21 protein-coding genes are annotated in these 21,446 nt (G+C 73.0%); 11 read left to right on the top strand and 10 right to left on the bottom strand.

Annotated features, from left to right (window positions below; genetic code table 11):
• The first annotated feature begins 137 nt into the window (after window positions 1-137).
• The 6 genes from ACFZB3_RS06185 to ACFZB3_RS06160 all read left to right on the top strand — a co-directional run bounded on the left by ACFZB3_RS06185 (window position 138) and on the right by ACFZB3_RS06160 (window position 5,578).
• The gene (locus ACFZB3_RS06185) at window positions 138-1,712 is read left to right on the top strand and encodes an ATP-binding protein (RefSeq protein ID WP_391370467.1); all 1,575 of its coding nucleotides are present in this window, start codon (window positions 138-140) and stop codon (window positions 1,710-1,712) included.
• The gene (locus ACFZB3_RS06180; RefSeq protein ID WP_123979438.1) at window positions 1,709-2,116 is read left to right on the top strand and encodes a roadblock/LC7 domain-containing protein; all 408 of its coding nucleotides are present in this window, start codon (window positions 1,709-1,711) and stop codon (window positions 2,114-2,116) included. Before ACFZB3_RS06185 ends, ACFZB3_RS06180 begins: the two co-directional genes overlap by 4 nt.
• Window positions 2,113-2,460: a DUF742 domain-containing protein gene (locus ACFZB3_RS06175; RefSeq protein WP_391370463.1), complete on the top strand. Its 348-nt coding sequence runs from the start codon at window positions 2,113-2,115 to the stop codon at window positions 2,458-2,460. The genes ACFZB3_RS06180 and ACFZB3_RS06175 overlap by 4 nt, the downstream gene beginning before the upstream one ends.
• On the top strand, window positions 2,441-3,067 hold the full coding sequence (locus ACFZB3_RS06170; RefSeq protein ID WP_391370460.1) for an ATP/GTP-binding protein: 627 nt from the start codon (window positions 2,441-2,443) through the stop codon (window positions 3,065-3,067). Before ACFZB3_RS06175 ends, ACFZB3_RS06170 begins: the two co-directional genes overlap by 20 nt.
• Complete coding sequence (locus ACFZB3_RS06165) at window positions 3,064-4,272, top strand: cytochrome P450 (protein ID WP_391370457.1); 1,209 nt, start codon at window positions 3,064-3,066, stop codon at window positions 4,270-4,272. Before ACFZB3_RS06170 ends, ACFZB3_RS06165 begins: the two co-directional genes overlap by 4 nt.
• Window positions 4,273-4,351: 79 nt before the next feature.
• Window positions 4,352-5,578, top strand: coding sequence for a cytochrome P450 (locus ACFZB3_RS06160; RefSeq protein WP_391370455.1), 1,227 nt, complete (start codon window positions 4,352-4,354; stop codon window positions 5,576-5,578).
• A gap of 6 nt (window positions 5,579-5,584) precedes the next feature.
• Here ACFZB3_RS06160 and ACFZB3_RS06155 read toward each other — a convergent pair whose 3' ends face one another.
• Window positions 5,585-6,748, bottom strand: coding sequence for an NAD-dependent formate dehydrogenase (locus ACFZB3_RS06155; RefSeq protein WP_391370452.1), 1,164 nt, complete (start codon window positions 6,746-6,748; stop codon window positions 5,585-5,587).
• A 104-nt stretch (window positions 6,749-6,852) separates the two neighbouring features.
• Window positions 6,853-7,788, bottom strand: coding sequence for a LysR substrate-binding domain-containing protein (locus ACFZB3_RS06150; protein WP_391370450.1), 936 nt, complete (start codon window positions 7,786-7,788; stop codon window positions 6,853-6,855).
• Window positions 7,789-7,944: 156 nt separating this feature from the next.
• Here ACFZB3_RS06150 and ACFZB3_RS06145 point away from each other — a divergent pair, with 156 nt between their 5' ends.
• Both ACFZB3_RS06145 and ACFZB3_RS06140 read left to right on the top strand, forming a co-directional pair.
• On the top strand, window positions 7,945-8,934 hold the full coding sequence (locus tag ACFZB3_RS06145) for an aldo/keto reductase (protein WP_391370447.1): 990 nt from the start codon (window positions 7,945-7,947) through the stop codon (window positions 8,932-8,934).
• A gap of 62 nt (window positions 8,935-8,996) precedes the next feature.
• Window positions 8,997-10,157: a SpoIIE family protein phosphatase gene (locus ACFZB3_RS06140; protein WP_391370444.1), complete on the top strand. Its 1,161-nt coding sequence runs from the start codon at window positions 8,997-8,999 to the stop codon at window positions 10,155-10,157.
• A 20-nt stretch (window positions 10,158-10,177) separates the two neighbouring features.
• Here the strand turns inward: ACFZB3_RS06140 and ACFZB3_RS06135 are convergent, their stop codons facing one another.
• A complete protein-coding gene (locus ACFZB3_RS06135) occupies window positions 10,178-11,827 on the bottom strand; it encodes a carboxylesterase family protein (protein ID WP_391370441.1) in 1,650 nt (549 codons plus the stop codon).
• 231 nt (window positions 11,828-12,058) lie between these two features.
• On the opposite strand from ACFZB3_RS06135, the gene ACFZB3_RS06130 reads away from it, so the two are divergent.
• Window positions 12,059-12,844, top strand: coding sequence for an NPP1 family protein (locus ACFZB3_RS06130; RefSeq protein ID WP_391370438.1), 786 nt, complete (start codon window positions 12,059-12,061; stop codon window positions 12,842-12,844).
• Between the two features lie 65 nt (window positions 12,845-12,909).
• Here the strand turns inward: ACFZB3_RS06130 and ACFZB3_RS06125 are convergent, their stop codons facing one another.
• The 3 genes from ACFZB3_RS06125 to ACFZB3_RS06115 all read right to left on the bottom strand — a co-directional run bounded on the left by ACFZB3_RS06125 (window position 12,910) and on the right by ACFZB3_RS06115 (window position 14,959).
• A complete protein-coding gene (locus ACFZB3_RS06125) occupies window positions 12,910-13,725 on the bottom strand; it encodes an SAM-dependent methyltransferase (protein ID WP_361287407.1) in 816 nt (271 codons plus the stop codon).
• 120 nt (window positions 13,726-13,845) lie between these two features.
• Window positions 13,846-14,082 (bottom strand): DUF397 domain-containing protein, encoded by a 237-nt coding sequence (locus ACFZB3_RS06120; RefSeq protein WP_174856016.1) that lies wholly within the window; start codon window positions 14,080-14,082, stop codon window positions 13,846-13,848.
• A gap of 1 nt (window position 14,083) precedes the next feature.
• Window positions 14,084-14,959 carry a Scr1 family TA system antitoxin-like transcriptional regulator gene (locus tag ACFZB3_RS06115; protein WP_391370436.1) on the bottom strand — a complete coding sequence of 292 codons (876 nt, stop codon included), beginning with the start codon at window positions 14,957-14,959 and terminating at the stop codon, window positions 14,084-14,086.
• 328 nt (window positions 14,960-15,287) lie between these two features.
• On the opposite strand from ACFZB3_RS06115, the gene ACFZB3_RS06110 reads away from it, so the two are divergent.
• The gene (locus ACFZB3_RS06110) at window positions 15,288-15,965 is read left to right on the top strand and encodes an ATP-binding protein (protein WP_391370433.1); all 678 of its coding nucleotides are present in this window, start codon (window positions 15,288-15,290) and stop codon (window positions 15,963-15,965) included.
• A 151-nt stretch (window positions 15,966-16,116) separates the two neighbouring features.
• Here the strand turns inward: ACFZB3_RS06110 and ACFZB3_RS06105 are convergent, their stop codons facing one another.
• The 4 genes from ACFZB3_RS06105 to ACFZB3_RS06090 form a co-directional block, all read right to left on the bottom strand.
• Entirely contained in the window at window positions 16,117-16,368 is a 252-nt protein-coding gene (locus tag ACFZB3_RS06105) for a hypothetical protein (RefSeq protein ID WP_391370430.1), read from the bottom strand.
• 27 nt (window positions 16,369-16,395) lie between these two features.
• The gene (locus ACFZB3_RS06100; protein WP_391370427.1) at window positions 16,396-18,528 is read right to left on the bottom strand and encodes a hypothetical protein; all 2,133 of its coding nucleotides are present in this window, start codon (window positions 18,526-18,528) and stop codon (window positions 16,396-16,398) included.
• A gap of 102 nt (window positions 18,529-18,630) precedes the next feature.
• The gene (locus ACFZB3_RS06095) at window positions 18,631-19,089 is read right to left on the bottom strand and encodes an NAD(P)H-dependent oxidoreductase (protein WP_391370424.1); all 459 of its coding nucleotides are present in this window, start codon (window positions 19,087-19,089) and stop codon (window positions 18,631-18,633) included.
• 114 nt (window positions 19,090-19,203) lie between these two features.
• Window positions 19,204-20,520, bottom strand: coding sequence for a lipase family protein (locus ACFZB3_RS06090; protein WP_391370421.1), 1,317 nt, complete (start codon window positions 20,518-20,520; stop codon window positions 19,204-19,206).
• A gap of 272 nt (window positions 20,521-20,792) precedes the next feature.
• Between ACFZB3_RS06090 and ACFZB3_RS06085 the strand changes: the two genes are divergently transcribed.
• Window positions 20,793-21,446 (top strand): lipoprotein, encoded by a 654-nt coding sequence (locus ACFZB3_RS06085; protein WP_391370418.1) that lies wholly within the window; start codon window positions 20,793-20,795, stop codon window positions 21,444-21,446.

Genomic DNA, 21,446 nt, shown 5'->3' with positions numbered 1-21,446 from the left:
AGGTTTTCTGCAATGAGACCGGAACCGTTCTGTTTCGATCACGAACTCTCGTATAGTGACGCCCAGTTCAGCACCGAGCGTCACAACTCCTTCACCGGACACACATCCCTACCTGCTCCGAGGACCAGACCGGACCGATGACCGCGCCCACGCATCCCGGCGAACGACCTTCCCTCCGCATGCTCGTTCCGACCTTCGCGCTGACCGCCGTGGTGTCGGCCCTCGCGGTCGTCGCCGCGGTGACCGCCGCGTCGGCCTCGGTACGCGCGCCGCTCGCCCTCGGCGGGAGCGCGGCCGCGCTGCTGCTGTGCGCGGCGGTGACCTGGGCCGTGCACGCGGCGCGGGCCGCCCGCGCCGCCCGGCGCCGGCTGGAGGCGGTGAGCCAGGACATCGGGCGGCTGCTCCAGCAGCAGGCCAGGACCACCGAGGAGGCGCGCCAGGAGCAGCAGCGGCTGATCGACGAACTGGCCCAGCAGCGCAGCGAGTTCGCCGACTCCTTCGAGCAGGAGCGGACGCGGATCCACCAGGACAGCGGTCAGGAACTGGACTGGTACCGGGAGGAGAACACCCGGCTCACCGGCGATCTGGAGCGCGCCCTGCGGGAGCGGGCCGCCGCGATCGCCGCCGCCGGCAACGCGGCCGGACGGATGCAGGCCCTGGCCACCGCCACCCTCGCCGACCTGCGGGCCATGGAGGACCGGCACACCGACGAGGACGTGCTGGCCGACCTGCTCCACCTCGACCACCGCACCGCTCAGGCGGGCCGGCTCGCCGACTCGATCGCCGTGCTCACCGGGGCGCGTTCCGGCCGCCGCTGGGCGCGTCCGATCAGCATGGAGTCGATCCTGCGCGGCGCGATGGGCCGCATCAGTGGCTACCGCCGGGTGCGGGTGCACTCGGTGAGCGAGACGGCCGTCGCCGGACACGCCGCCGAGGGCGTCATGCACGCGCTGGCCGAACTCCTCGACAACGCGGCCAACTTCTCGCCCCCCACGGCCGAGGTCCACGTGTACGTGGAGGAGGTGCCGGCCGGGGTCATCGTGTCCGTGGAGGACAGCGGGCTGGTGATGGGCGACGTGCAGCTGCGCCGCGCCGAACGGGCGGTCGCCGGCGACAGCACCGAGCTGGGCGGTCTCACCGGCACCCGGCTCGGCCTCGCGGTGGTGGGCCGGCTGGCCCGCAAGCACGGCCTGAAGGTGTCGTTCCGGCCGTCCGCGCGCGGCGGCACCGGGGTGCTGATGCTGGTCCCGCAGGACCTGCTGACCCGCCCGGTCGCCGACGAACCCGCCGCGGCACCTGAGGCGGAGCCGGCCGCACCGGTGACGGCCCCGCTCGACCCCGCACCCGTGCACGAGTCCGCCGCCGAGCCTGACGAGGACGAGGAAGGGCCCACCGGGCTGCCCCGGCGGCGCCGCGGCCGGACCCTCGCCGAGGCCGAGCGCCGGTCGACGCCCCAGCCGGCCGAGCCGCGCCCCGCGCCCGGCGCCGCGGACGCCCAGGTCCGCGCCGCCCGCTTCAACAGCTTCCGGCAGGCCGTCCGCCCGGCCGCGCACGACCCCCGCGCCGCCGAAACCGCCGGCGCGCCCGGCGAGCCGGCCGCCCCGTACGCCCCCACCCCCGCGCACGACCCGGTCCCCGCGCCCCACCCGGAGCCCGGCCCGGAACACACGTCCCACCCGCATGCGTACCCGGAAGGCGACCCCACTTCATGACCGGCAGGACCACCGCCGACGACAAGCTCACCTGGCTGATCGAGGGCCTCCTGGAGCGCACCCCCGGCGCGCGGCACGCCCTGGTGCTCTCGCGTGACGGGCTGAAGCTCTGCCGTACCCCGGAGCTCTCCGTCGACCAGGCCGACCAGCTCGCGGCGATCGCCGCCGGCATCCAGTCGCTGTCGCACGGGGCGTCCGTCGAGTTCGGCGACGGCAGCGGCGGCGTGCGGTCGGCGATGACCGAGTTCTACGGCGGTGTGCTGTTCATCGTCGAGGCCGGCGAGGGCGCCCACCTGGCCGTGGTGACCAGCGAGGACGCCGACCCCGGGCTGGTCGGGCACAACATGAGCGAACTGGTCGAGCAGCTCGGCGAGCACCTGACCGCGCAGCCCCGCACGTCATGAGCCGCCCGGGCAGGGACGACGCGCCCGACCGCCTGTACACCATCACCGGCGGCCGCAGCAGCACCGGCCCCGACAGCCCCTTCGACCTGGTCACCCTGGTCGTCGCCGAGTCGGAGCCGGCGCCCGGCATGCAGTCGGAGCACGCGGCGATCCTGCGCCTGGCCGAGTTCCCGACCTCGGTGGTGGAGATCGCCGCGGAGCTGAGACTGCCGGTGAGCATCACCAAGGTCCTGCTGGGCGACCTGCAGGCGGCCGGCCGGGTCAGCGCCCGCCACCCCTACCGGCCGGCCATCACCGACCCCGACATCCTGGAGCAGGTGCTCGTTGGACTCCGCAACCTCTGACGCGCGCACCCCGTTGGGTGCCTCCGCCGACCACGGTTTCAAGATCGTGGTCGTGGGCGGCTTCGGCGTCGGCAAGACCACCCTGGTCCGCTCGGTCAGCGAGATACGCCCCCTCAACACCGAGGAGACGATGACCCAGGCCGGCGAGGAGGTCGACGACATCCGGGAGGTGCGCGGCAAGTCCGCGACCACCGTCGCCTTCGACTTCGGCCGGATCACCCTGGACGCCCGCAACGTGCTGTACCTGTTCGGGGCGCCGGGCCAGGAGCGGTTCTGGTTCCTGTGGGACCGGCTGTTCTCCGGCACCCTCGGCGCGGTCGTGCTCGTCGACACCCGGCGGATCGGCGACTCCTGGTACGCCATCGACCGGCTGGAGAAGCACGGCACGCCGTTCATCGTGGCCTGCAACGACTTCGGCGGCCCCGTGCACACGCCCCAGGACGTCCGGCACGCCCTCGACCTGGACCCGCACGTCCCGCTGGTCAACTGCGACGCCCGGTCCCGGGAGTCCGGCAAGCAGGTGCTGATCACGCTCGTCCAGCACGTCAAGAACCGGTACGCCGGCCCATCCGCACCGGCGGACCTGCCCCGACAGGAGTTCGTGTGACCCCCGAAGCCGTGCCGCTCGGCGGCCCCCGGTTCCAGACCGAACCGGCGCGTCTGTACCGCGAGATGCGGCGCGACCACGGTGCCGTCACCCCCGTCGTGCTGGACGGGGACGTGCCCGCCTGGCTGGTGGTCGGCTACCGCGAGCTGCACCAGGTGACCGGGGACCCGGTGCTGTTCAGCCGGGACTCCGACCTGTGGAACCAGTGGGACATGATCCCCGACGACTGGCCGCTGCTGCCGATGATCGGCCGCAAGCAGCCGTCGATCCTCTACACGGTCGGCGAACGGCACCGCGAGCGGGCCGGGATGATCAGCGACGCGCTGGAGGCCGTCGACCCGTTCGAACTGCGCGGCCACGCCGAGCGGTTCGCGGACGAGCTGATCGACGGGCTGTGCACCAGCGGCGAGGCGGACCTGATCGGCCAGTACGCGATGCTGCTGCCGGTGCGGGTCCTCGCCCGGCTGTACGGCTTCCCCGACGAGGAGGGGCCCGGCCTGGTCACCGCGCTCAACGACATGATCGACGGGCGCGAGCGGGCGATCGCCGGGCAGCAGCATCTGGGCTCGTCCATGGCGCAGTTGCTGGCCGACCGGAAGGCGGACCCGGCCGACGACGTGGTGTCGCGGATGCTCCAGGACAAGAGCGGCTTCACCGACGAAGAGATCATGCAGGACCTGATGGTCATGATGGCGGCCGGGCACCAGCCGACCGCCGACTGGATCGGCAACTCGCTGCGCCTGATGCTCACCGACGACCGGTTCGCCGCCTCCCTGTTCGGCGGCCGCAACAGTGTCGCCGAGGCGATGAACGAGGTGCTGTGGGAGGACACCCCCAGCCAGAACATCGCCGGCCGCTGGGCCTCCCGCGACACCCAGCTGGGCGGCCGCCGGATCCGCGCCGGCGACCTGCTGATCCTCGGTCTGCAGGGCGCCAACTCCGATCCGCAGGTGCGCACCGACGCCTCCGCGCTGACCGGCGGCAACAACGCGCACTTCTCCTTCGGGCACGGCGAGCACCGCTGCCCGTTCCCGGCCCAGGAGGTCGCCGAGGTGGTCGCCCGGACCGGCATCGAGGTCGTCCTCGACCGGCTCCCGGACATCGACCTGGCGGTCCCGGCCGAGTCCCTCAGCCGCCGGCCCTCGCCCTGGCTGCGGGGGCTGACCGAGCTGCCCGTCAGGTTCACGCCCGTACCCGCCCTCTGATCCGCACCTCGCACCGACAGACAGGCGCAGCACACCGCATGGCGCAGTTATCCGACCCTGCCCTGGGAGGCATGCCACGATGACGACCGGTACCGAACAAGCCCGGATCGCCCTCGACCCCTTCGTCAGCGACCTCGACGGCGAGAGCGCGCGGCTGCGCGCCGCCGGACCGCTCGCGGCCGTGGAACTGCCCGGCGGGGTTCCCGTCTGGGCCGTCACGCACCATGCCGAGGCCAAGGCGCTGCTCAACGACCCGCGCCTGGTCAAGGACATCAACGTGTGGGGTGCCTGGCAGCGCGGGGAGATCGCGCCGGACTGGCCGCTGATCGGCCTCGCCAACCCCGGCCGTTCGATGCTGACCGTGGACGGCGCCGACCACCGCAGGATGCGCACGCTGGTCGCGCAGGCGCTCACCCCGCGCCGGGTGGAGCAGATGCGGGAACGGATCGAGAAGCTCACCCAGGACCTGCTCGACGGGCTCCCGGCGGACGGGGAGACGGTCGACCTCAAGGCGGCCTTCGCCTACCCGCTGCCGATGTTCGTGGTCGCCGACCTGATGGGCATCGACGAGGCCGAACTGCCGCGCCTGAAGGTGCTGTTCGAGAAGTTCTTCTCGACGCAGACCCCGCCCGCGGAGGTCATCGCGACCCTGACCGAGCTGGCGGGGATCATGGCGGCGACGGTCGCCGCCAAGCGGGCCGAGCCCGGCGACGACCTCACCAGCGCGCTGATCCTGGCCTCCGAGGACGGCGACCACCTCACCGACGCGGAGATCGTCTCCACCCTCCAGCTGATGGTGGCGGCCGGGCACGAGACGACGATCTCCCTGATCGTCAACGCGGTGGTCAACCTCTCCACCCATCCCGACCAGCGCGCCCGGGTGCTCTCCGGCGAGGTGGACTGGTCGGCGGTGGTCGAGGAGACCCTGCGCTGGTCCACGCCGACCTCGCACGTCCTGATCCGGTTCGCCACCGAGGACGTGCCGGTCGGCGACAGGGTGCTCCCGGCGGGCGACGCGCTCATCGTGTCGTACGCCGCGATCGGCCGCGACGAGAACGCGCACGGGCCGAGCGCCGGGGAGTTCGACGTCACCCGGGAGTCGCAGAACCGGCACATCTCCTTCGGGCACGGCCCGCACGTCTGCCCGGGTGCCGCACTCTCCCGGCTGGAAGCGGGCGTCGCGCTGCCCGCGCTGTACGACCGCTTCCCCGGCCTGGACCTGGCGGTACCGGCGTCGGAGCTGCGCAACAAGCCGGTGGTGACCCAGAACGACCTCTTCGAGCTGCCGGTCCGGCTGAACCCCTAGGGGCCCCTAGCGGGTGTGCACGGAGTACGACTTGGCTCCGGTGCCGGCCAGCTTGCCGCCGTCGACGATCAGGTACTCGTCCCGGATCGGGCGGCCGGCCAGCCAGGACTCCAGGATCTCCCGGGTGCCGGCGGCGTAGCGGGCCTGGGCGGAGAGGCTGGAGCCCGAGATGTGCGGGGTCATCCCCTGGTGCGGCATGGTGCGCCAGGGGTGGTCGGCGGGCGCGGGCTGCGGGTACCAGACGTCGCCCGCGTAGCCGGCCAGCTGCCCGCTGCGCAGCGCCCGGTCGACGGCGTCCCGGTCGACGATCAGGGCCCGGGCGGTGTTGATGAGGTACGCGCCGCGCTTCATGGTGCCGAGCAGTTCGTCGCCGAAGAGTCCCTCGGTCTCCGGGTGCAGCGGCGCGTTGACGGTCACGACGTCGCAGTGCGGGGCCATGGCGGCCGCGCTCTCGTGGAAGGTCAGGTTCAGCTCGCGCTCGACGGACTCGGGCAGCCGGGTCCGGTCGGTGTAGTGCAGCTTGACGTCGAAGGGGGCGAGGCGGCGCAGCACCGCGAGCCCGATCCGGCCGGCCGCGACGGTCCCGACGTGCATGCCCTCCAGGTCGTAGGACCGGCTCACGCAGTCGGCGATGTTCCAGCCGCCGTCGAGCACCACCTGGTGCGAGGGCAGGTAGTTGCGGACCAGCCCGAGGATCATCATCACGACGTGCTCGGCGACGCTGATGCTGTTGCAGTAGGTCACCTCGGCGACCGTCACCCCGTGCGCGATCGCGGCGTCGAGGTCGACGTGGTCGGAGCCGATGCCGGCGGTGACCGCCAGCTTGAGGTTCCTCGCGGCGGCGATCCGCTCCGGGGTGAGGTACGCGGGCCAGAACGGCTGCGAGATCACGACGTCCGCGTCCGGCAGCTCACGGTCGAAGACCGAGCCGGCGCCGTCCTTGTCGGAGGTGACGACGAGGGTGTGACCGGCCTTCTCCAGGAAGGAGCGCAGCCCGAGTTCGCCGGAGACGCTGCCGAGGAGGTGGCCGGGGGTGAAGTCGATCGCCTCGGGGGTGGGGGTGGTCTGGCCGCCCGGGTAGTGGTCGATGACCGGGATGTCGTCGCGGGCGTAGCCGGTGGGGTATCCGTCGGTCGGGTCGTCGTACAGGACGCAGAGCACCTTGGCCATGATGGCGGCTCCTCAGCTCCGTTGCGGATGGTGAGTTCCACGATCCTCGGGGGTAACTGCGCAGGTCAAAGCGAACGTCGCTATCCCGTGATAGGCCGTGCCTATCATCGGTCGCGGCCGTCCAGGACCGCGTGCAGCCGGCTGTCCAGGGCGTCCCGCAGGCCGGCCTCCCGGGCGACCTTCAGCAGGGCGCCGGCCAGCACGGACTGGGGTTCGCTGCGGGCGACGACGAGCCCGACCCGGGGCCGGTGGGCCGGGACCTCCAGCGGGACCACGCGCATGCCCTCCGGTACGCCGAACATGTGCAGCCAGGCGTGCGAGATCACGCTGGACCAGCGGCCGCCGGGGAGGTGCGCGTAGAGGCCGGCCACGCTGTCGGACTCGACGGCCGGGACGGGGGCGGCGCCGTCGGCGGCGAAGCACTCGTCGATGATGCGCCGGTTGCGCATCCGCCGCCCGAGCAGGCACAGCGGGAGGGCGGCGGCCTGCGACCAGGTGGCCGTGAGCGCGTCGCCGAGGAGGCCGCCGACCGGGGTGAGCAGGACGTACCGCTCCTCGTAGAGCGGGAAGCGGCGGACCTGGCGCAGTTCGTCGTCGTCCAGGTAGGTCATGGCGGCGTCCAGCTCGAACTCGGCGAGGCCGCGCCGGATGTCCGCGGACGACAGGGACTCCATGGCCACCCTGGCGTGCGGGTGCCGGTCGCAGAAGGGACCGGTGAGGAGCGAGGCGACGGGGACGGCGGTGGGGACGACGCCGAGGCGCAGGGTGCCGGTGAGGCCGTCCCGCAGCGCCGACAGCTCCTGGCGGAGCGCGTCCCCCTCGGCGAGGATGCGGTGCGCCCAGGCCAGCACGACCTCGCCCTCGGGGGTGAGGCCCTCGTAGCGGCGGCCCCGGCGCACGATCGGGACCGCCAGCTCGTGTTCGAGCCGACGTATCGCCGCGGACAGGGAGGGCTGCGAGACGTGGCAGGCGGCGGCCGCCCGGCCGAAGTGCCGCTCCCGGGCGAGTGCGACGAGGTATTCGAGCTGGCGCAGCAGCATGCGGCCTCCGCGGGCGGGCTCCGGCGACGGGCAAGGGTACGAGGTACGGCTCCGGATCCAGGTGTACCGGATCGGCGGCGCGCGTTTGACTTCGAGTGCTCTTGAAGTCGTAGCGTCCTGGAGGAGAACGAGTCAGCGGGAAAGGCTGGGATTCACATGCGACAGCGCAATCTGCGAGATCTTCAGGTGAGCAGCATCGGCCTCGGGTGCATGGGCATGTCCGCCTTCTACGGCACCGCCGACGAGGACGAGGGCGTGCGGACCATCCACCGCGCGCTGGAACTCGGCGTCACCTTCCTCGACACCGCGCAGCTCTACGGCCCGCTCACCAACGAGTCGCTGGTCGGCAAGGCGATCCGGGGGCACCGGGAGGAGTACGTGATCGCCACCAAGTTCAACTACCGGATGGACCACGCCGTCCCCGGCGACATGAGCAGCATCGGCCGGCAGGACGGTTCCGCCGAGCACGTCCGCAGCTCGGTGCACGGCTCGCTGGAGCGGCTCGGCACCGACTACATCGACCTGTACTACCAGCACCGCGTCGACCCGAACGTGCCGATCGAGGAGACCGTCGGCGCGCTGGGCGAGCTGGTCGCCGAGGGCAAGGTGCGGCACATCGGGCTGAGCGAGGCGAGCGCCGAGACGATCCGGCGGGCGAACGCCGTGCACCCGGTCGCCGCCGTGCAGACCGAGTACTCGCTGTGGACCCGCGACCCGGAGGACGAGGTGCTGCCCGCCTGCCGGGAGCTGGGCATCGGGTTCGTGCCGTACTCGCCGCTGGGCCGCGGCTTCCTGGCCGGCCGCTTCTCCTCCCCGGACGACCTCGACGCGAACGACTGGCGCCGCAGCGGTCCCCGCTTCACCGGCGACAACCTGGAGGCGAACCTGCGGCTGGCCGCCAAGGTGAAGGAGATCGCCGCCGAGAAGGACGTGACCCCGGCACAGCTGGCGCTCGCCTGGGTGCTGGCGCAGGGCGACGGCATCGTGCCGATCCCGGGCACCAAGCGCGTCGGCTACCTGGAGCAGAACGCGGCCGCGGTGGACGTCGAGCTGACCAAGGAGGACCTGGCCCGTATCGAGGCCGAGGTGCCGCGGGCGGCGGGCGAGCGCTACGACGAGGCCGGGATGCGCTCCGTGAACCTCTAGCGGCCCGCACGTCGAAGGGGCGAGCGGTGGCCGCTCCCCCGGCGGTGGCGCACGCTGGTGGCATGGGCAAGCTGCAGGGCTGTGCGGCGGGGCTGCGGCGCTCGTGGCAGTCGTCGCACGCGCTGCTGCTGCTCCCGGTCCTGCTCATCGTGGTGATCACGGTGGCGGACCTCCGCACGCCCGAGAACATCCATCTGGGCCCCGCCCTGGTCATCGCCCCGGCGCTCACCCCGTCCTTCGCGGGGCCCCGGTCGACCGCACTGGTCGGGGCCCTTGCGGTGATCGCCCAGGTGGTGATCGCCGTGTTCCACGGCGGTCTGACCACCGCGAACCACATCGTGCAGATCGTCACCCTGGCGCTGCTCTCGGTGATGGTGGTGGTCTACAGCGCGGTCCGCGAGCGGCGCCGCGCCCAGCTGGCCCAGGTGCGCACGGTCGCCGAGGCGGCGCAGCACGTCCTGATGTGGCCGCTGCCCGAGCACATCGGCCCGCTGCGGATCGCCTCGCTGTACCTGGCCGCCGAGGACGAGGCGCAGATCGGCGGTGACCTGTACGCGGCCACCCGCTGCGACGGCGAGGTCCGGGTTCTCATCGGCGACGTCCGGGGCAAGGGCCTGTCCGCGATCGGCGAGGCGGCGCTGCTGCTGAGCGCCTTCCGGGAGTCCGCCCACCGGCATGTCACCCTGCCGGACCTCGCCGCCGCCCTGGAGCAGAGCGTGCAGCGGTACTCGGCGGACCTGGAGCCCCGGGAGGAGGCGCCCGAGCGGTTCGCCACCGCGCTGCTGGTCGAGATCCCCGACGAGGACCCGGTGACCCGGATGACCAGCTCCGGTCATCCGCCGCCGCTGCTGCTCAGCCCGGGGCACGCGGTCACCGTGCCGAGCCTGCATCCGTCGCCGCCCCTGGGCGTGCACGCGACGGGCGGCACCGAGCACACCCTGGACGTGTTCTCGTTCGAGCCCGGTGACACCCTGCTGCTCTACACCGACGGTGTCGTCGAGGCCCGGGACGCGCAGGGCCGCTTCTACCCGCTCGCCGAGCGGGTCGCGCAGTGGACCGACGCCACCCCGGAGGCGCTGATGCACCACATCCGGCGCGACCTGCTGGCGCACGCGGGCGGCCACCTCGGCGACGACGCGGCCCTGATCGCCCTGCACCGCACCCCGACCGTGCACCACCGGCACCATCACGGCATCCTCGGCCACGACGCCGCCCGGACGTAGCGGGCCGCGGAACGCGGGGATCAGAACTCCGTGGTCTGCGACTCCAGGTACGTCTTCAGGAAGGCGAGCTTGGCGTCGCTGTCGGCCACCGCCAGCGTGCCGAAGTCCGCGCCGAGTTCCATGGTCTGCGGGGTGTCGGTGGCGAGGGCGGGCCAGTCGGCCAGGGAGGAGCCGTTCGGGTCGCCGCCCGCGGCGAAGCGGGCGACGTAGGAGGCGGTGGTGTCGGCGATGTCGTAGTCCTTGGAGGTCCAGGGGCGGTCGGTGTTGTAGAGGTAGCCGAGCAGGTAGTAGACGTCGGAGCCCTCGAAGGCGCCGGTCGCGGCGGTGCCGATGACCGGGTTGGTGTCGTCGTAGCCGGGCGGGACGCGGGTCCAGAAGTAGGTGTGCACGGCGCTGGAGTTGGCGGCCGTGTCCTTGAACTGGGTCCCCCACAGGAAGGCGGAGACGCGTTCCTCGTCCCGGGCGTAGGCGCTGTACTGCTGGGCCGCCGCCGTGTCGCTGTCCGCGGGGTACAGGGCCAGGAAGGTGTCCGCGAGCCCCAGCGGGCCGAACTCGGTCCGGGCGTACGCCTCGAACGCGTCGAGCGTCAGCTTCAGGCCGGACGACGCGCCGTTGGCGTCCTTGCAGACGCCGGTCAGGACGGGCACGTCGGTCTCGGCGCAGGCCTTCAGGACGGTGGTGTAGCTGTCGGGCAGGACATGTCCGTCGAGGACGTGGCCGAAGTCGGCGGTGCTGTCCGCGGCGGCTTCGGTGACGATGTCGGCGGCGTCCAGGGCGCGCAGGTCGGCGAGGCCGGCGGCCCCCAGCCGGGTGGCGAAGCCGGTGCCGTCGGCCTCGGCGTCGGCGAGGCTCCGGTAGCGGGCGGCCCCCCGGGCGAGGGCCGGGTCCTTCGTGTACCGGACGCCGGAGGAGAGCAGCGCACGGTGGTAGAGGCCCCTGGCCTGCCGGGACGCGAGCAGGATCTGCACGATGGACGCGCCCTGTGCCCAGCCCGCCAGGGTGACCCGGTCCGGGTCGCCGCCGAAGCCGCCGATGTTCCGCTGGACCCACTGCAGCGCCGCGACGACGTCCAGGATCCCCCAGTTGCCGGAGCCGCCGTACGCGGACTCCGCGGTCAGCTCGGGGTGGGCGAGACCGCCGAGCGGGCCGACGCGGTGGTCGAGGGTGACGACGACCACGCCCTTGGACGCGAGCAGGGAGCCGTTGTAGATCTCCTGGCCCGACCACAGGGCCTGCCGGCCGCCGTACAGCCAGACCAGGACCGGGCGGCTGTCGCCCGAACCCGTCGCCGCCGTCCAGATGTTGAGGTTCAGGCAGTCCTCGCCGAGCTCGGGCACCTGGTCGTCGGGGATGCCCGTGACGGGCTGCGGGCAGGCGGGGCCCCAGGCGCCGGCGGTGCGGATCCCGTCCCAGGAGGGGGCCGGCTGCGGCGGGCGCCAGCGGTTGGCGCCGGCGGTGGTGGCGGCGTACGGGATGCCCTTGTAGACGGTGACGCCCCGCAGGCTGCCCTGGACTCCGGTGACCTGGCCGGACTCGGTGGATATCACGGTGGCGGCCGCGGACTTCGCCTCGGCCGGGGTGGCCGGGGTACCGAGCAGTCCGGCTGCGGCGGCGGCGCCGAGGAAGCCGCGCCGGTTCAGCGGGGCGGAAGGCATGTCTGTGTCGCTCACGGGGTTCCCTCTCGGGCGGTGGGGGGCGGACGAACCGACGAGCAGCCTGGCCCCGGGCGTGCCCTGCGGCAACCGCATCCGGAGGACTCACAGCAGGTCAACAGCCTCTGACAGCAGCCGAATTGGGTGAGCTGTTCAATTGTCTTTGGGTCAAAGTTAAGTCGTAAGGGTGGTCGTCGGCAGGACCTGACTGCGAGACTCCGCTTCGCCTTTCACCGACAGGGAGTCCCCATGACCGCACTGCAAACCCCCACCCGCAGACGGCCGCTCCGCAAGGCCCTCGCCGCGGCTCTCGGCGCGCTCGCGCTGGTCGTCGCCGTGCCCGCCACCGCGCACGCCGACGTCCTGACGCTGCTGCCGCAGAACGCCGACGGCCTGGAGCAGACGTTCTCCCCCGCCTACGACTACGACGGCGACGGCTGCTACGCCACCGCGGCCATCGGCGCCGACGGCACCATCAACCCCGGTCTCTCGCTCGGCGGCGACGTCAACGGCCACTGCCACGACTACGCGCAGCTCGCCAACGCCAACACCTACTCGCGCGAGAAGTGCAACAACGGCTGGTGCGCGGTGATGTACGCCAGCTACTTCGAGAAGGACCAGGCGACGTACGGGCCGCTGGCCATCGGGCACCGGCACGACTGGGAACACGTCATCGTGTGGATCCAGAACAACCAGGTGCAGTACGTCTCGGTGTCCCAGCACAGCAGCTACCAGGTGGCGGCCGCCTCGGCGATCCGGTTCGACGGCACCCACCCGAAGATCGTGTACCACAAGGACGGCCTGTCCACCCACGACTTCCGGTTCGCCAACTCCAACGACGACCCGCCGGAGAACGTGACCGGCGGCTGGTTCTTCCCGCGTCTGGTGGGCTGGGACGGCTACCCGGCGGGCTACCGCGACAAGTTGATGAACGCGGACTTCGGCGACGCCACCATCAAGATCAAGGACGGCTCGTTCAACGCCAACCTGGGGTACTCCATGCCGTCCGGGATCTCCTTCGACCCGAACGCCTGAGTCAGCCTCGCGGAACGACCGTGCCGGGGCCGGGAAGGTGAGCCGGGCCCCGGCACGGAGTCATGTCACGGCTTGCGGGCGACCGCTCCGTACATCGCGATGTCCTCGTCGCGGATGCCCTGTTCGCCGGTGCCGTCCGGGTGCCACTTGTGCACCTGGACGATGCCCGGCTCCACCAGTTCCAGGCCGTCGAAGAACGCGTGGGCCTCGTCGATGGTGCGCAGCCGCATCGGCATGTTGCGGGCCGCGTACTCGCGGGCGACCCGGCCCACCTCGTCGGGCGCGAACTCGGCGGTGCCGATGGACATCGCCAGGTAGCTGCCGGACGGCAGCGGTTCGAGCAGTCGCCGTACGACGCCCACCGCGTCGTCCGCGTCGAGCATGAAGTGGACGATGGCGATCACCGTGAGCGCCACCGGCTTGTCCAGGTCGAGGGTCTCGCGCAGCTCGGGGGCCTCGTAGAGGTCCGTCAGGTCGCGGAAGTCCGCCTCGATGTACGCCGTGCGGCCCTCCGGCGTGCTGGAGAGCAGGCCCTGGGACAGGGTGAGGACGATGGGGTCGTTGTCCACGTAGACGACCCGGGAGTCCGGGGACACCGCCTGGGCTATCTCGTGGAGGTTCGGGGAGGTGGGGATGCCGGTCCCGACGTCCAGGAACTGGCGCATCCCCGCCTCCTCGGCGAGCCAGCGCACGGCGCGGTTCATCCAGTCGCGGTTGGCGCGCATGTGGATCGGGAGCGCGGGCCACTCCCGGGACATCGCGTCGCCCGCCTCCTGGTCGGCGGGGTAGTAGTCCTTGCCGCCCAGGATGTAGTCGTAGATGCGAGCGGAGTGCGCGTTCTCGGTGTCGATGCGGTCGGCCGGCCATCCGTTGTCGGGCAACGCCGTGTCTCCCATTCAGGTGAGGGATGCGGGGGTGTTCGGGGGGCTGCGCTGTGCTGCTTCAGGGGTGGGGGGTTGGTTGAACGATCAGCTATAGCAAGGAAGTTCCGGGAAATCCGATCACATCAGGAAGTCGGCGTCACCCGCCTTCACACCGGACAGGAAACTCGTCATCTCACGGGGCGTGAAGACCAGCGCCGGACCGTCGGGGTCGGTCGACTGGCGTACCGCGACCCGGCCGTCGGCGAGCTTCTTCACTTCCACGCAGGCGCCGCCGGCGTCGTCGCTCCACGGCTTGGACCAGCCGCGCGCGCCGAGTTGCCGGGACGGAATGCCGTTGTGTATGGGGTGGTGCACGTCAGAGCTCCTTGCGAATCGCACCGAGGAGGGCCTCGGTCTTTCTGGCGGGCGCTGCCTGCGCGCCCAACCGGTCCAGGGCCTCGCGGTAGACCACGACGTCGTCGCTCTTGTCCAGGTAGACGGCGCCCACCAGGCCGTTGAGATAGACGATGTCGGGCAGCTCGGGGGCCTTGAAACGGAAGAGGTGGTACGCGCCCGCGCGCATGGCGGGGTGCGGGCCGTTGGCGAACGGCATGATCTGCAAGGTGACGTTGGGGAGCCGGTTGATCTCGATCAGGTGGTCGACCTGGGCGCGCATGACCTCGGACCCGCCGACCGGCCAGCGCAGTACGGTCTCGTCCATCACGACCCACAGCCGCGGCGGGGCCGGCCGGGTGATCAGCTCCTGGCGGCGCATGCGCAGCGCCACCATGCGCTCGGTCGCCTCGCCCGGCGCGTGCGGGTTGCCGGCGCCGAGCAGGGCGGCGGCGTACTGGCGGGTCTGCAACAGGCCGTGCACGAACTGGTTCTCGTAGGCGCGGATCTGCAACGCCGCCTGTTCCAGGCTGAGATAGGCGGCGAACCAGTCCGGCATCACATCGCGGTAGGTGTGCCACCAGCCGCGCTTGTTGGCCTCGCGCACCGACTGGAGGAAGGTGTCGATCTCCTGGCGGTCCGTCACGCCGTAGACCTGCAGGAGTTTCTCGGCGTCGGCCAGCCGGAGCCGGGCCACCTTGGCGGCCTCCATCCGGCGGATCGTGGAGTGGCTGACGCCGATCGCGGCGGCCGCCTGCTCGAAGGTCAGGCCGGCCCGGGTCCGCATCTCCTCCAGCTGTCTGCCGAGGATCATGCGCAGGACGGAAGGGGCTCCGCCCCAGTCGGTCTCCGAGGTCACGCCCTACCCCCTCACACCAGGTTCCAGGGTCACCGTCTCACGTGGTTGTGATCGTTCACGGACCCGTTCGATCACTTCCTGTCGGGAGCAGCATGCACTTCGCTTCTTGCAATTTTCAACTTGCCGGTTGCGAGGCGATGTTGGCAGATGCCAAAGTGGAGTCACTGCTCCGGCCGACCAAGGAGCAGGCGAAGCAGTCCAGTTGGGGGAGACTGAACTGCGGCCCGGCGCCGCCCAGGCACGGGTCGTCGTCTGCCCACGAGCGGCCCGGGGCGGACGCGACCGATCAGCCCCCCACGCTGCGAAGCCGGACGAAAGGCGCACGGCGATGGCCCCGCCCTCTCTCCCCCAGCCGCTCGACCGACTGCCCGAGGACCACATACCCGGACTGCCCCGGCCGGCCCTGGCGGCCGCCGCCGAGGGCCCGTACCGCCCGTCGGACGCGACGGGCATCCCCGGACCACCCGGAGGCGAACGCCTCGGTCGACTCCCTGGGCCGCAAGGCCTCGACCGGTTCGCCTCCGGGGACCGGCCCGCCCTGCGCAGCCGGGTCTTCGACCTGGCGCCGACGCCGCGCGCGGTGGGCAACGCCCGCCGGAGCGTGGGCGAACTGCTCGGCTCGTGGGGTGTGGACGAGGAGGCCCGCGACAACGCGGTCCTGGTGACCTCGGAACTGGTCACCAACGCGATCGTGCACTCGGCCGGCCGGCGGATCGTCTGCCGGGTGCACGCCGGTGCCGACCGGATCCGCATCGAGGTCGAGGACCAGAACAACGGGAGCATCGTGCTCCCGGCACCCCGGCGGGCCAGACCCGACGAGCAGAACGGGCGCGGCCTGTTCCTCGTCGACGCGCTCAGTCTCGACTGGGGCGTCACGACCGCGCCGGAGGGACGGCCCTCCGCCCGGGTCGTCTGGGCCGAGCTGTCGACGGCACCGGACGCACCGCTCACCACCCCCCACACCCCAGGAGGCCCCCCGACCCATGGACCGTCCCCCCACTCCTGATCCCGCCGCCGACCCGTCCTGGACCCGCACCCGCCCCAAGCCCGGCCCGGAACAGCCCCACACCGCTCCGGCGGGCTGAGCCGCCGACGCCACACCACGGCCGGGACGCGACCGTCCCGGCCGCGCCGCGTCAGCGGCCGAAGGCCGCCGTTCACTCCGCCGCGTGGGCCAGCAACGCGGTCGCGGCCGCCCGCAGTTGTACCGCCGCGGTCACGCAGGCCGTCGCCTGCCGGTCCAGGGCGGCACCGCTCCACTCCGGTGCCCCCGCACAGCCCCCCAGCCGCTCGGCCGCGCCGCGCAGCCGCTGGGCGTAGCCGTCCATCCGGTCCGCGTCGGCTCTCAGGCCGTCCACGTACGCGAGGAGTTCGGGGGCGGCGGTGACGGGACGGGATTCGGTCGCCATGGCGTTCACCTGCACTCGGAGGGATGCCTAGCGCGGCAGCACCGCGCCGGCGCTTCTGCGGGCCACGAACCTGGGGCTGGTCAGGACGAACCCGGGCCGCACGGCGTCGAGTTCGAGGATCTGGAGGTGCCGGGCGAGCGGCCCGTGGGCGCCGTCGAGCCGCAGCCGCAGCCGGGGACGGGCATGGACGCGCGGCCTGCCGTGGGCACGGACCAGGGTGCGCACGGTGCTCTCGCCCCGGCGCCCGTAGAACACCCAGTCCGCCTCGGGGCAGCGGGCCCCGGGCCCCGGGCGGCCCTCCACCGAGACACCCAGCTCGGGTGCGTGTACGCGCAGTTCCCGCCCCTGCAGCTCGACGTCGGCGGCGCCGCGCACGGCCGGCTGGGCCCACAGCTCCTCGGCCACCGCCCGCGCCTCCTGGGTGCCGACGGCGAGCGCGACCACGTAGCGTCCGGTGCGCCGCAGGTCGGCACGGCGCAGCAGGTCCGCGGCGAGGTCGTACGCGTGCGGCCGCCACAGGTCGTCGACCAGCACCGACAGGCCGAGCTCGGTGTAGGGGCCGATGGTGGTGCAGCGGTGCTCGTAGAGGGAGAGCACGGCGAGGGCGCGGCGGCCGAGCCGGGTGGGGACCAGCCAGGCGACGTCGGGCAGCAGGCTGCGGGCCACGTCGGCGTCGACCGGGAAGCACAGGTGCGCGGCGGAGGAGTCGTAGTAGCGGACCGGCACGTCGACCGGGCCCGCCGAGGTGGCGAGGCTGGTGGTGGGGACGGCCAGGAACGGGTAGCCCTCGGGCGGGCGGCCGCGGTCCCTGAGCCGGTAGGCACGGGCGCGTTCGACCGGGCCCCGGTAGGGGGCGAGGGCCCGGTCGACGTCGGCCCGGGCCTGCGGGACCACCGTCTCCAGGTCGTCGATGTACACGCCGAGCAGATGGCAGCGCGGGAACTCGCGGGTGGGGCCGGTGTAGTCGACCCGGTACCGGTTGGGGTGCGGGGCGCCGGGGCCGTCCGGGACCGGGACGATGTCGTACCGGTTGGTGATGCCGGCGACCCAGGTGCGCGGGTCGGCGGGCCTGCGGTCGTCGGTCTGTGCGCCGACGGCCACCACGTGGGTGACCCGGTAGGCGCGGCAGAACTCGTCGTCCTGCGCGAGGTTCAGCAGCGCGATCCCGCCCTCGCCGTGCCCGACCAGCGCGAGGTCGGACCCGCGCGGGATGCCGTGGTCCCGGATCGCCAGCAGGATCGAGCGGGCGTACGGCGAGTCGGTCAGGAACAGGTTGCGCCAGGCGCCGGCGAAGTCCTGCGGGGAGTCGTCGCGGGGGCGGCCGGGGGCCGTGCCGGGTGCCTGGACGACGTACCGGAGAACGCCGTCGGGGCCGCGTACCTCCTGGACGAGGACGCGGGCGTCCCCGGCGAGCGCGTCGATGTTGCGCAGGAAGCCGAGGAAGGAGCCCTCGGTGACGAGGGACCGGGCCTCCTGGGCGGACAGTTCGACGGCCTGGGCGGCGCCCTCGCCGCCGGTGGCGGGGAGCCGGGCGGCGGCGAGGCCGCTCACCGGGCCGGCGGTCAGCTCCCGGCCCACCGCCAGTGCCCAGGCGGTCTCGTCGCTCAGCGGGTCCTCGTCCAGCAGGCCCCGGACGGTGAGGAGTTCGGCCAGGACGGGGGCGAGCGCGGCGAGCGAGCGCTGGGCGCCCGGGTCCTTGAGGAGGGACCGCAGGGCGCGGACGGCCGCCTCCGGGTCGTGGTCGGCGGTGACCGCGTCCGTCAGCCGCCGCATGCCCGGGTCGCGCCCGAACTCGGGGTGGTCGAGGAGTACGGCGGCGATCCTCAGCCGCAGCGCGGTGACCGCCACCAGCGCGGCCAGGCTCTCCCGGCCCAGCACCTCGCCCGCCGCGCCGAGCAGATGGCCGACGCCGTCCGGCGCGACGATCGCCGCGCCGCCGAGGCCCTGCCTGTTGGTGAGCGTCCGCAGCAGCGCCCAGCGGGCGGCCAGGCCGGTGCGCGGGCGGCGGCGCGCGGAACCGGTCAGCGCCGGGGCGAACAGGACGGAGCTGGTCCGTGCGGAGACCTCGCGGATGCCCTCGGCGACGGCCACCACGTCACGGGCGCACTCCCGCAGCATCTCCTCCGCGGGCGGCCCGCAGGCACGGCGCTGCGCTGCCATCCGGCGCTCCCTGGGATCGACGACATGGCCTGGTCCCATCGTGTGCCCTGGATCCGGTGCCCGCACCTTCGTCCGTCCGGGTGACCGGCGCCCGCGGACCGGTCAGGCGTCGGTGGCGAGGCCGGCGGCGACGGTGGCGCCCAGTTCCCAGCACGCCTCGATGTCGGGCCTGCCGGGCTCGCCGGTCACCGTGACCGGTTCGGCCGCGCGGCGCCAGCCGAGGCCGGTGGTGATGGAGTCGAGGGCGCGCAGGGCGCCCGTGACGTCGTTGCCGCCGTGCACGTAGGCGCCGAAGGGGCGGCCGCGCGTCTCGTCCAGGCACGGGTAGTAGATCTGGTCGAAGAAATGCTTCAGGGCGCCGGAGAGGTAGCCGAGGTTGGCCGGGGTGCCGAGCAGGTACCCGTCGGCCGCGAGCACGTCGGCGGCGGTGGCGGACAGGGCTGCCCGGCGTACGACCCGGACGCCCTCGATCTCCGGGGTGGTCGCCCCGGAGACCATGGCCTCGAACATGGCCTGGCAGTGCGGTGAGGGGGTGTGGTGGACGATCAGCAAGGTGGGCACAACGGCACCCTGCCGTGCGGTGCCCGCCGACGGCAAACGGCGGCGGGCGGCGCCAGGGCTGTGAGCGCCCGGGGCTGTGGGCGCTCAGGACCGTGCGCCCTCAGGGCCGCGTGTTCAGGGCTGTACCGGCATGCTCCAGCAGTTGGAGCCGGCCGGTACCCCGGACAGCCGGGCGGTGAGCCAGGCGACGGCGTCGCCCTGGTCGGTGAGCAGGGGTTCGAGGTGGTTCAGCAGGGCGCTGCCCGCGTCCGGCAGGAGGACCGGCACGTAGGTGACGTTCGCACCCTTGCCGCACCAGTCGACGGCGAGCTGCCGTGCCTGCGCGTGCGGGACGAGGTCGTCGCTGACGCCGGTGGCCAGCCGGACCGGGCCGGCCGGCGCGGTCCTGCCGATGCGCTGCTCGTCCAGGAAGGCCTGGAGGGCGGGCTCCCCGGCGACGACCTCGGAGATGGAGCTGCCGTCGTTCGTCCAGGCGGTGCTGTGCTGGGAACCGTAGGCGAGGAGCGCGTCGCCGACGCACATCGTCGACAGGTCGGCGAGGGCGGCCCGGCCCGCCGCGCCGAGGTGGGCGTCGACGACCGGCCTGAGCGCCGGGTCGGCCTGGACGAAGCCGTTGACCGCCCAGCCGAGGGCGCCGGCCAGCTCACTGCCGTCGATGGCCGCGGTGACGGCGTTGAGGTCGGCGGGCGGTGCCCCGGCGTAGCTGCCGGCGAGGGTGATGTCCGGGGCGTAGGAGGGCTGGAGCTCGGCGGCCGCGGCGGTCGCGCCGCCGCCCTGGCTGTAGCCGAACAGGCCCACCCGCGAGGCGGCGGTGACCGAGGTGCCGGGCAGGTTGCGGGCGGCGCGTACGGCGTCCAGGACGGCATGGGCGCCGTCGAGCCGGTTGACGTAGGTGTGGAGCCGGTCCGTGGCGCCGAGTCCCACGTAGTCGGTGACGACGACCGCGACCCCCTCGGCGAGCAGCCGGTAGACCGCCAGGTCCTCGTACCCGACGGACACCGTCCGGCCGTTGAGGAGCAGCGGGTACTGCAGGCCCATCGACGCGGCGCACTGGTCGCCCTGCCCCATGGTGCCCGGGGCGAGTGCGACCAGCGGGCGGGCGCCGGGGCCGAGCCAGGGGGCGGCGGGCTCGATGTAGGCGCCGGTGACGGCGACGGGGTCGCCCGCCGAGTCGGTGGACTTGTACATCAGCCGGGTCGCGGTGCCCGGCAGCGGGCCGGGCAGGCTCGGCAGGCTCAGGGCCAGCGGAAGGGGTGCGGTGCGCACGAGGGCGCCGTCGGCCGCGGGCAGAGCGGCCGGCGGGTCGTAGAAGGCGGGGATGGTGACGCCCCGGGAGACCTCCGCCTGGGAGGCCGTGGCCTGCAGGGTCTGGAGACAGAGGCAGGCGGCAGCGGCGACGGCGGTGGCCAGCAGGCGAACGCGGACGGGCATGGGGAAGGACCTCCTGGACGTGCGGGGACGTGGGAGGTGGTGCGTGGGGACCCGAGCGAGGTCGGGCGACGGTGGTCCCGGTGCGGCTGCCGGGACACATGGCGGCTCTCCTCGACGGTAACGAGCGGGGGTTACCGGCGGTACCGTCCAGTAGGTTACGGTTCAGTAATGTGACGTACCGTCAACCGGGCCGCCCGCGCCTCTCGCGCACGACGGTGTCCGCGCCCTCGGTTACAGTGACCGCCGCGTGTCGTACCAAGGGGAGGTAAAGAGTGGGGACCCACGGGGGCAGAGTGGCGTTGACCGGGCTGTTCCTGGCGCTGCTCGCGGGATGCGGCGCCGCACCGCGCGCCGTCGAGGTGACCGAGTCCGGTCACGCGTCCGGTGCGGCGGCGCAGCGCGGGGGCTCGGTCGGCGCCGCCGGTTCGGCCTGCGAACTGCCGGTGGTGTTCGACATCGCCAAGGGCTGGAAGGCGGAGGCCGTCGACGGCCTCGCCGCCGTCGCCTCGGCCGGCACCGACTCCGACATCACCGAGGAGGTCGTCGACGGCCTGCTGCGCCAGGGCCCGGTGACCATGGTCTGCGAGATCGACGCCAAACCCGCCGGGAACATCGGCTACCTGAGGGCGTGGACCGGCAGACCCGGCAGCGGCGACGCGCGCGCCGTGCTGCAGGCGTTCGTGGCCGCCGAGGACAACACCGGCGGGGCGGCCTACCGGACCTTCACCGCGGGCGGGCTCTCGGGGGTCCGGGTCGACTACCGGTACACCAGCAAGCTGCTGGCGGAGACCAAGAAGGAGTCCGCGCTCGCCGTGGTCACCCCGAAGGGCCCGGTCGTCCTGCACCTGGGCGGGCTCGACAGCGCGGAGCACGACGAGATGCTCCCCGCGTTCGAGCTCGCCCAGGACTCGCTGCGCAGCAGGTGA

Origin of the sequence: Streptomyces sp. NPDC008092 (assembly GCF_042957285.1) — a bacterium.
Taxonomy (GTDB): domain Bacteria; phylum Actinomycetota; class Actinomycetes; order Streptomycetales; family Streptomycetaceae; genus Streptomyces.
The sequence above is the reverse complement of the archived record's forward strand: the minus strand, read 5'-3'. Positions and strand labels throughout refer to the sequence as shown.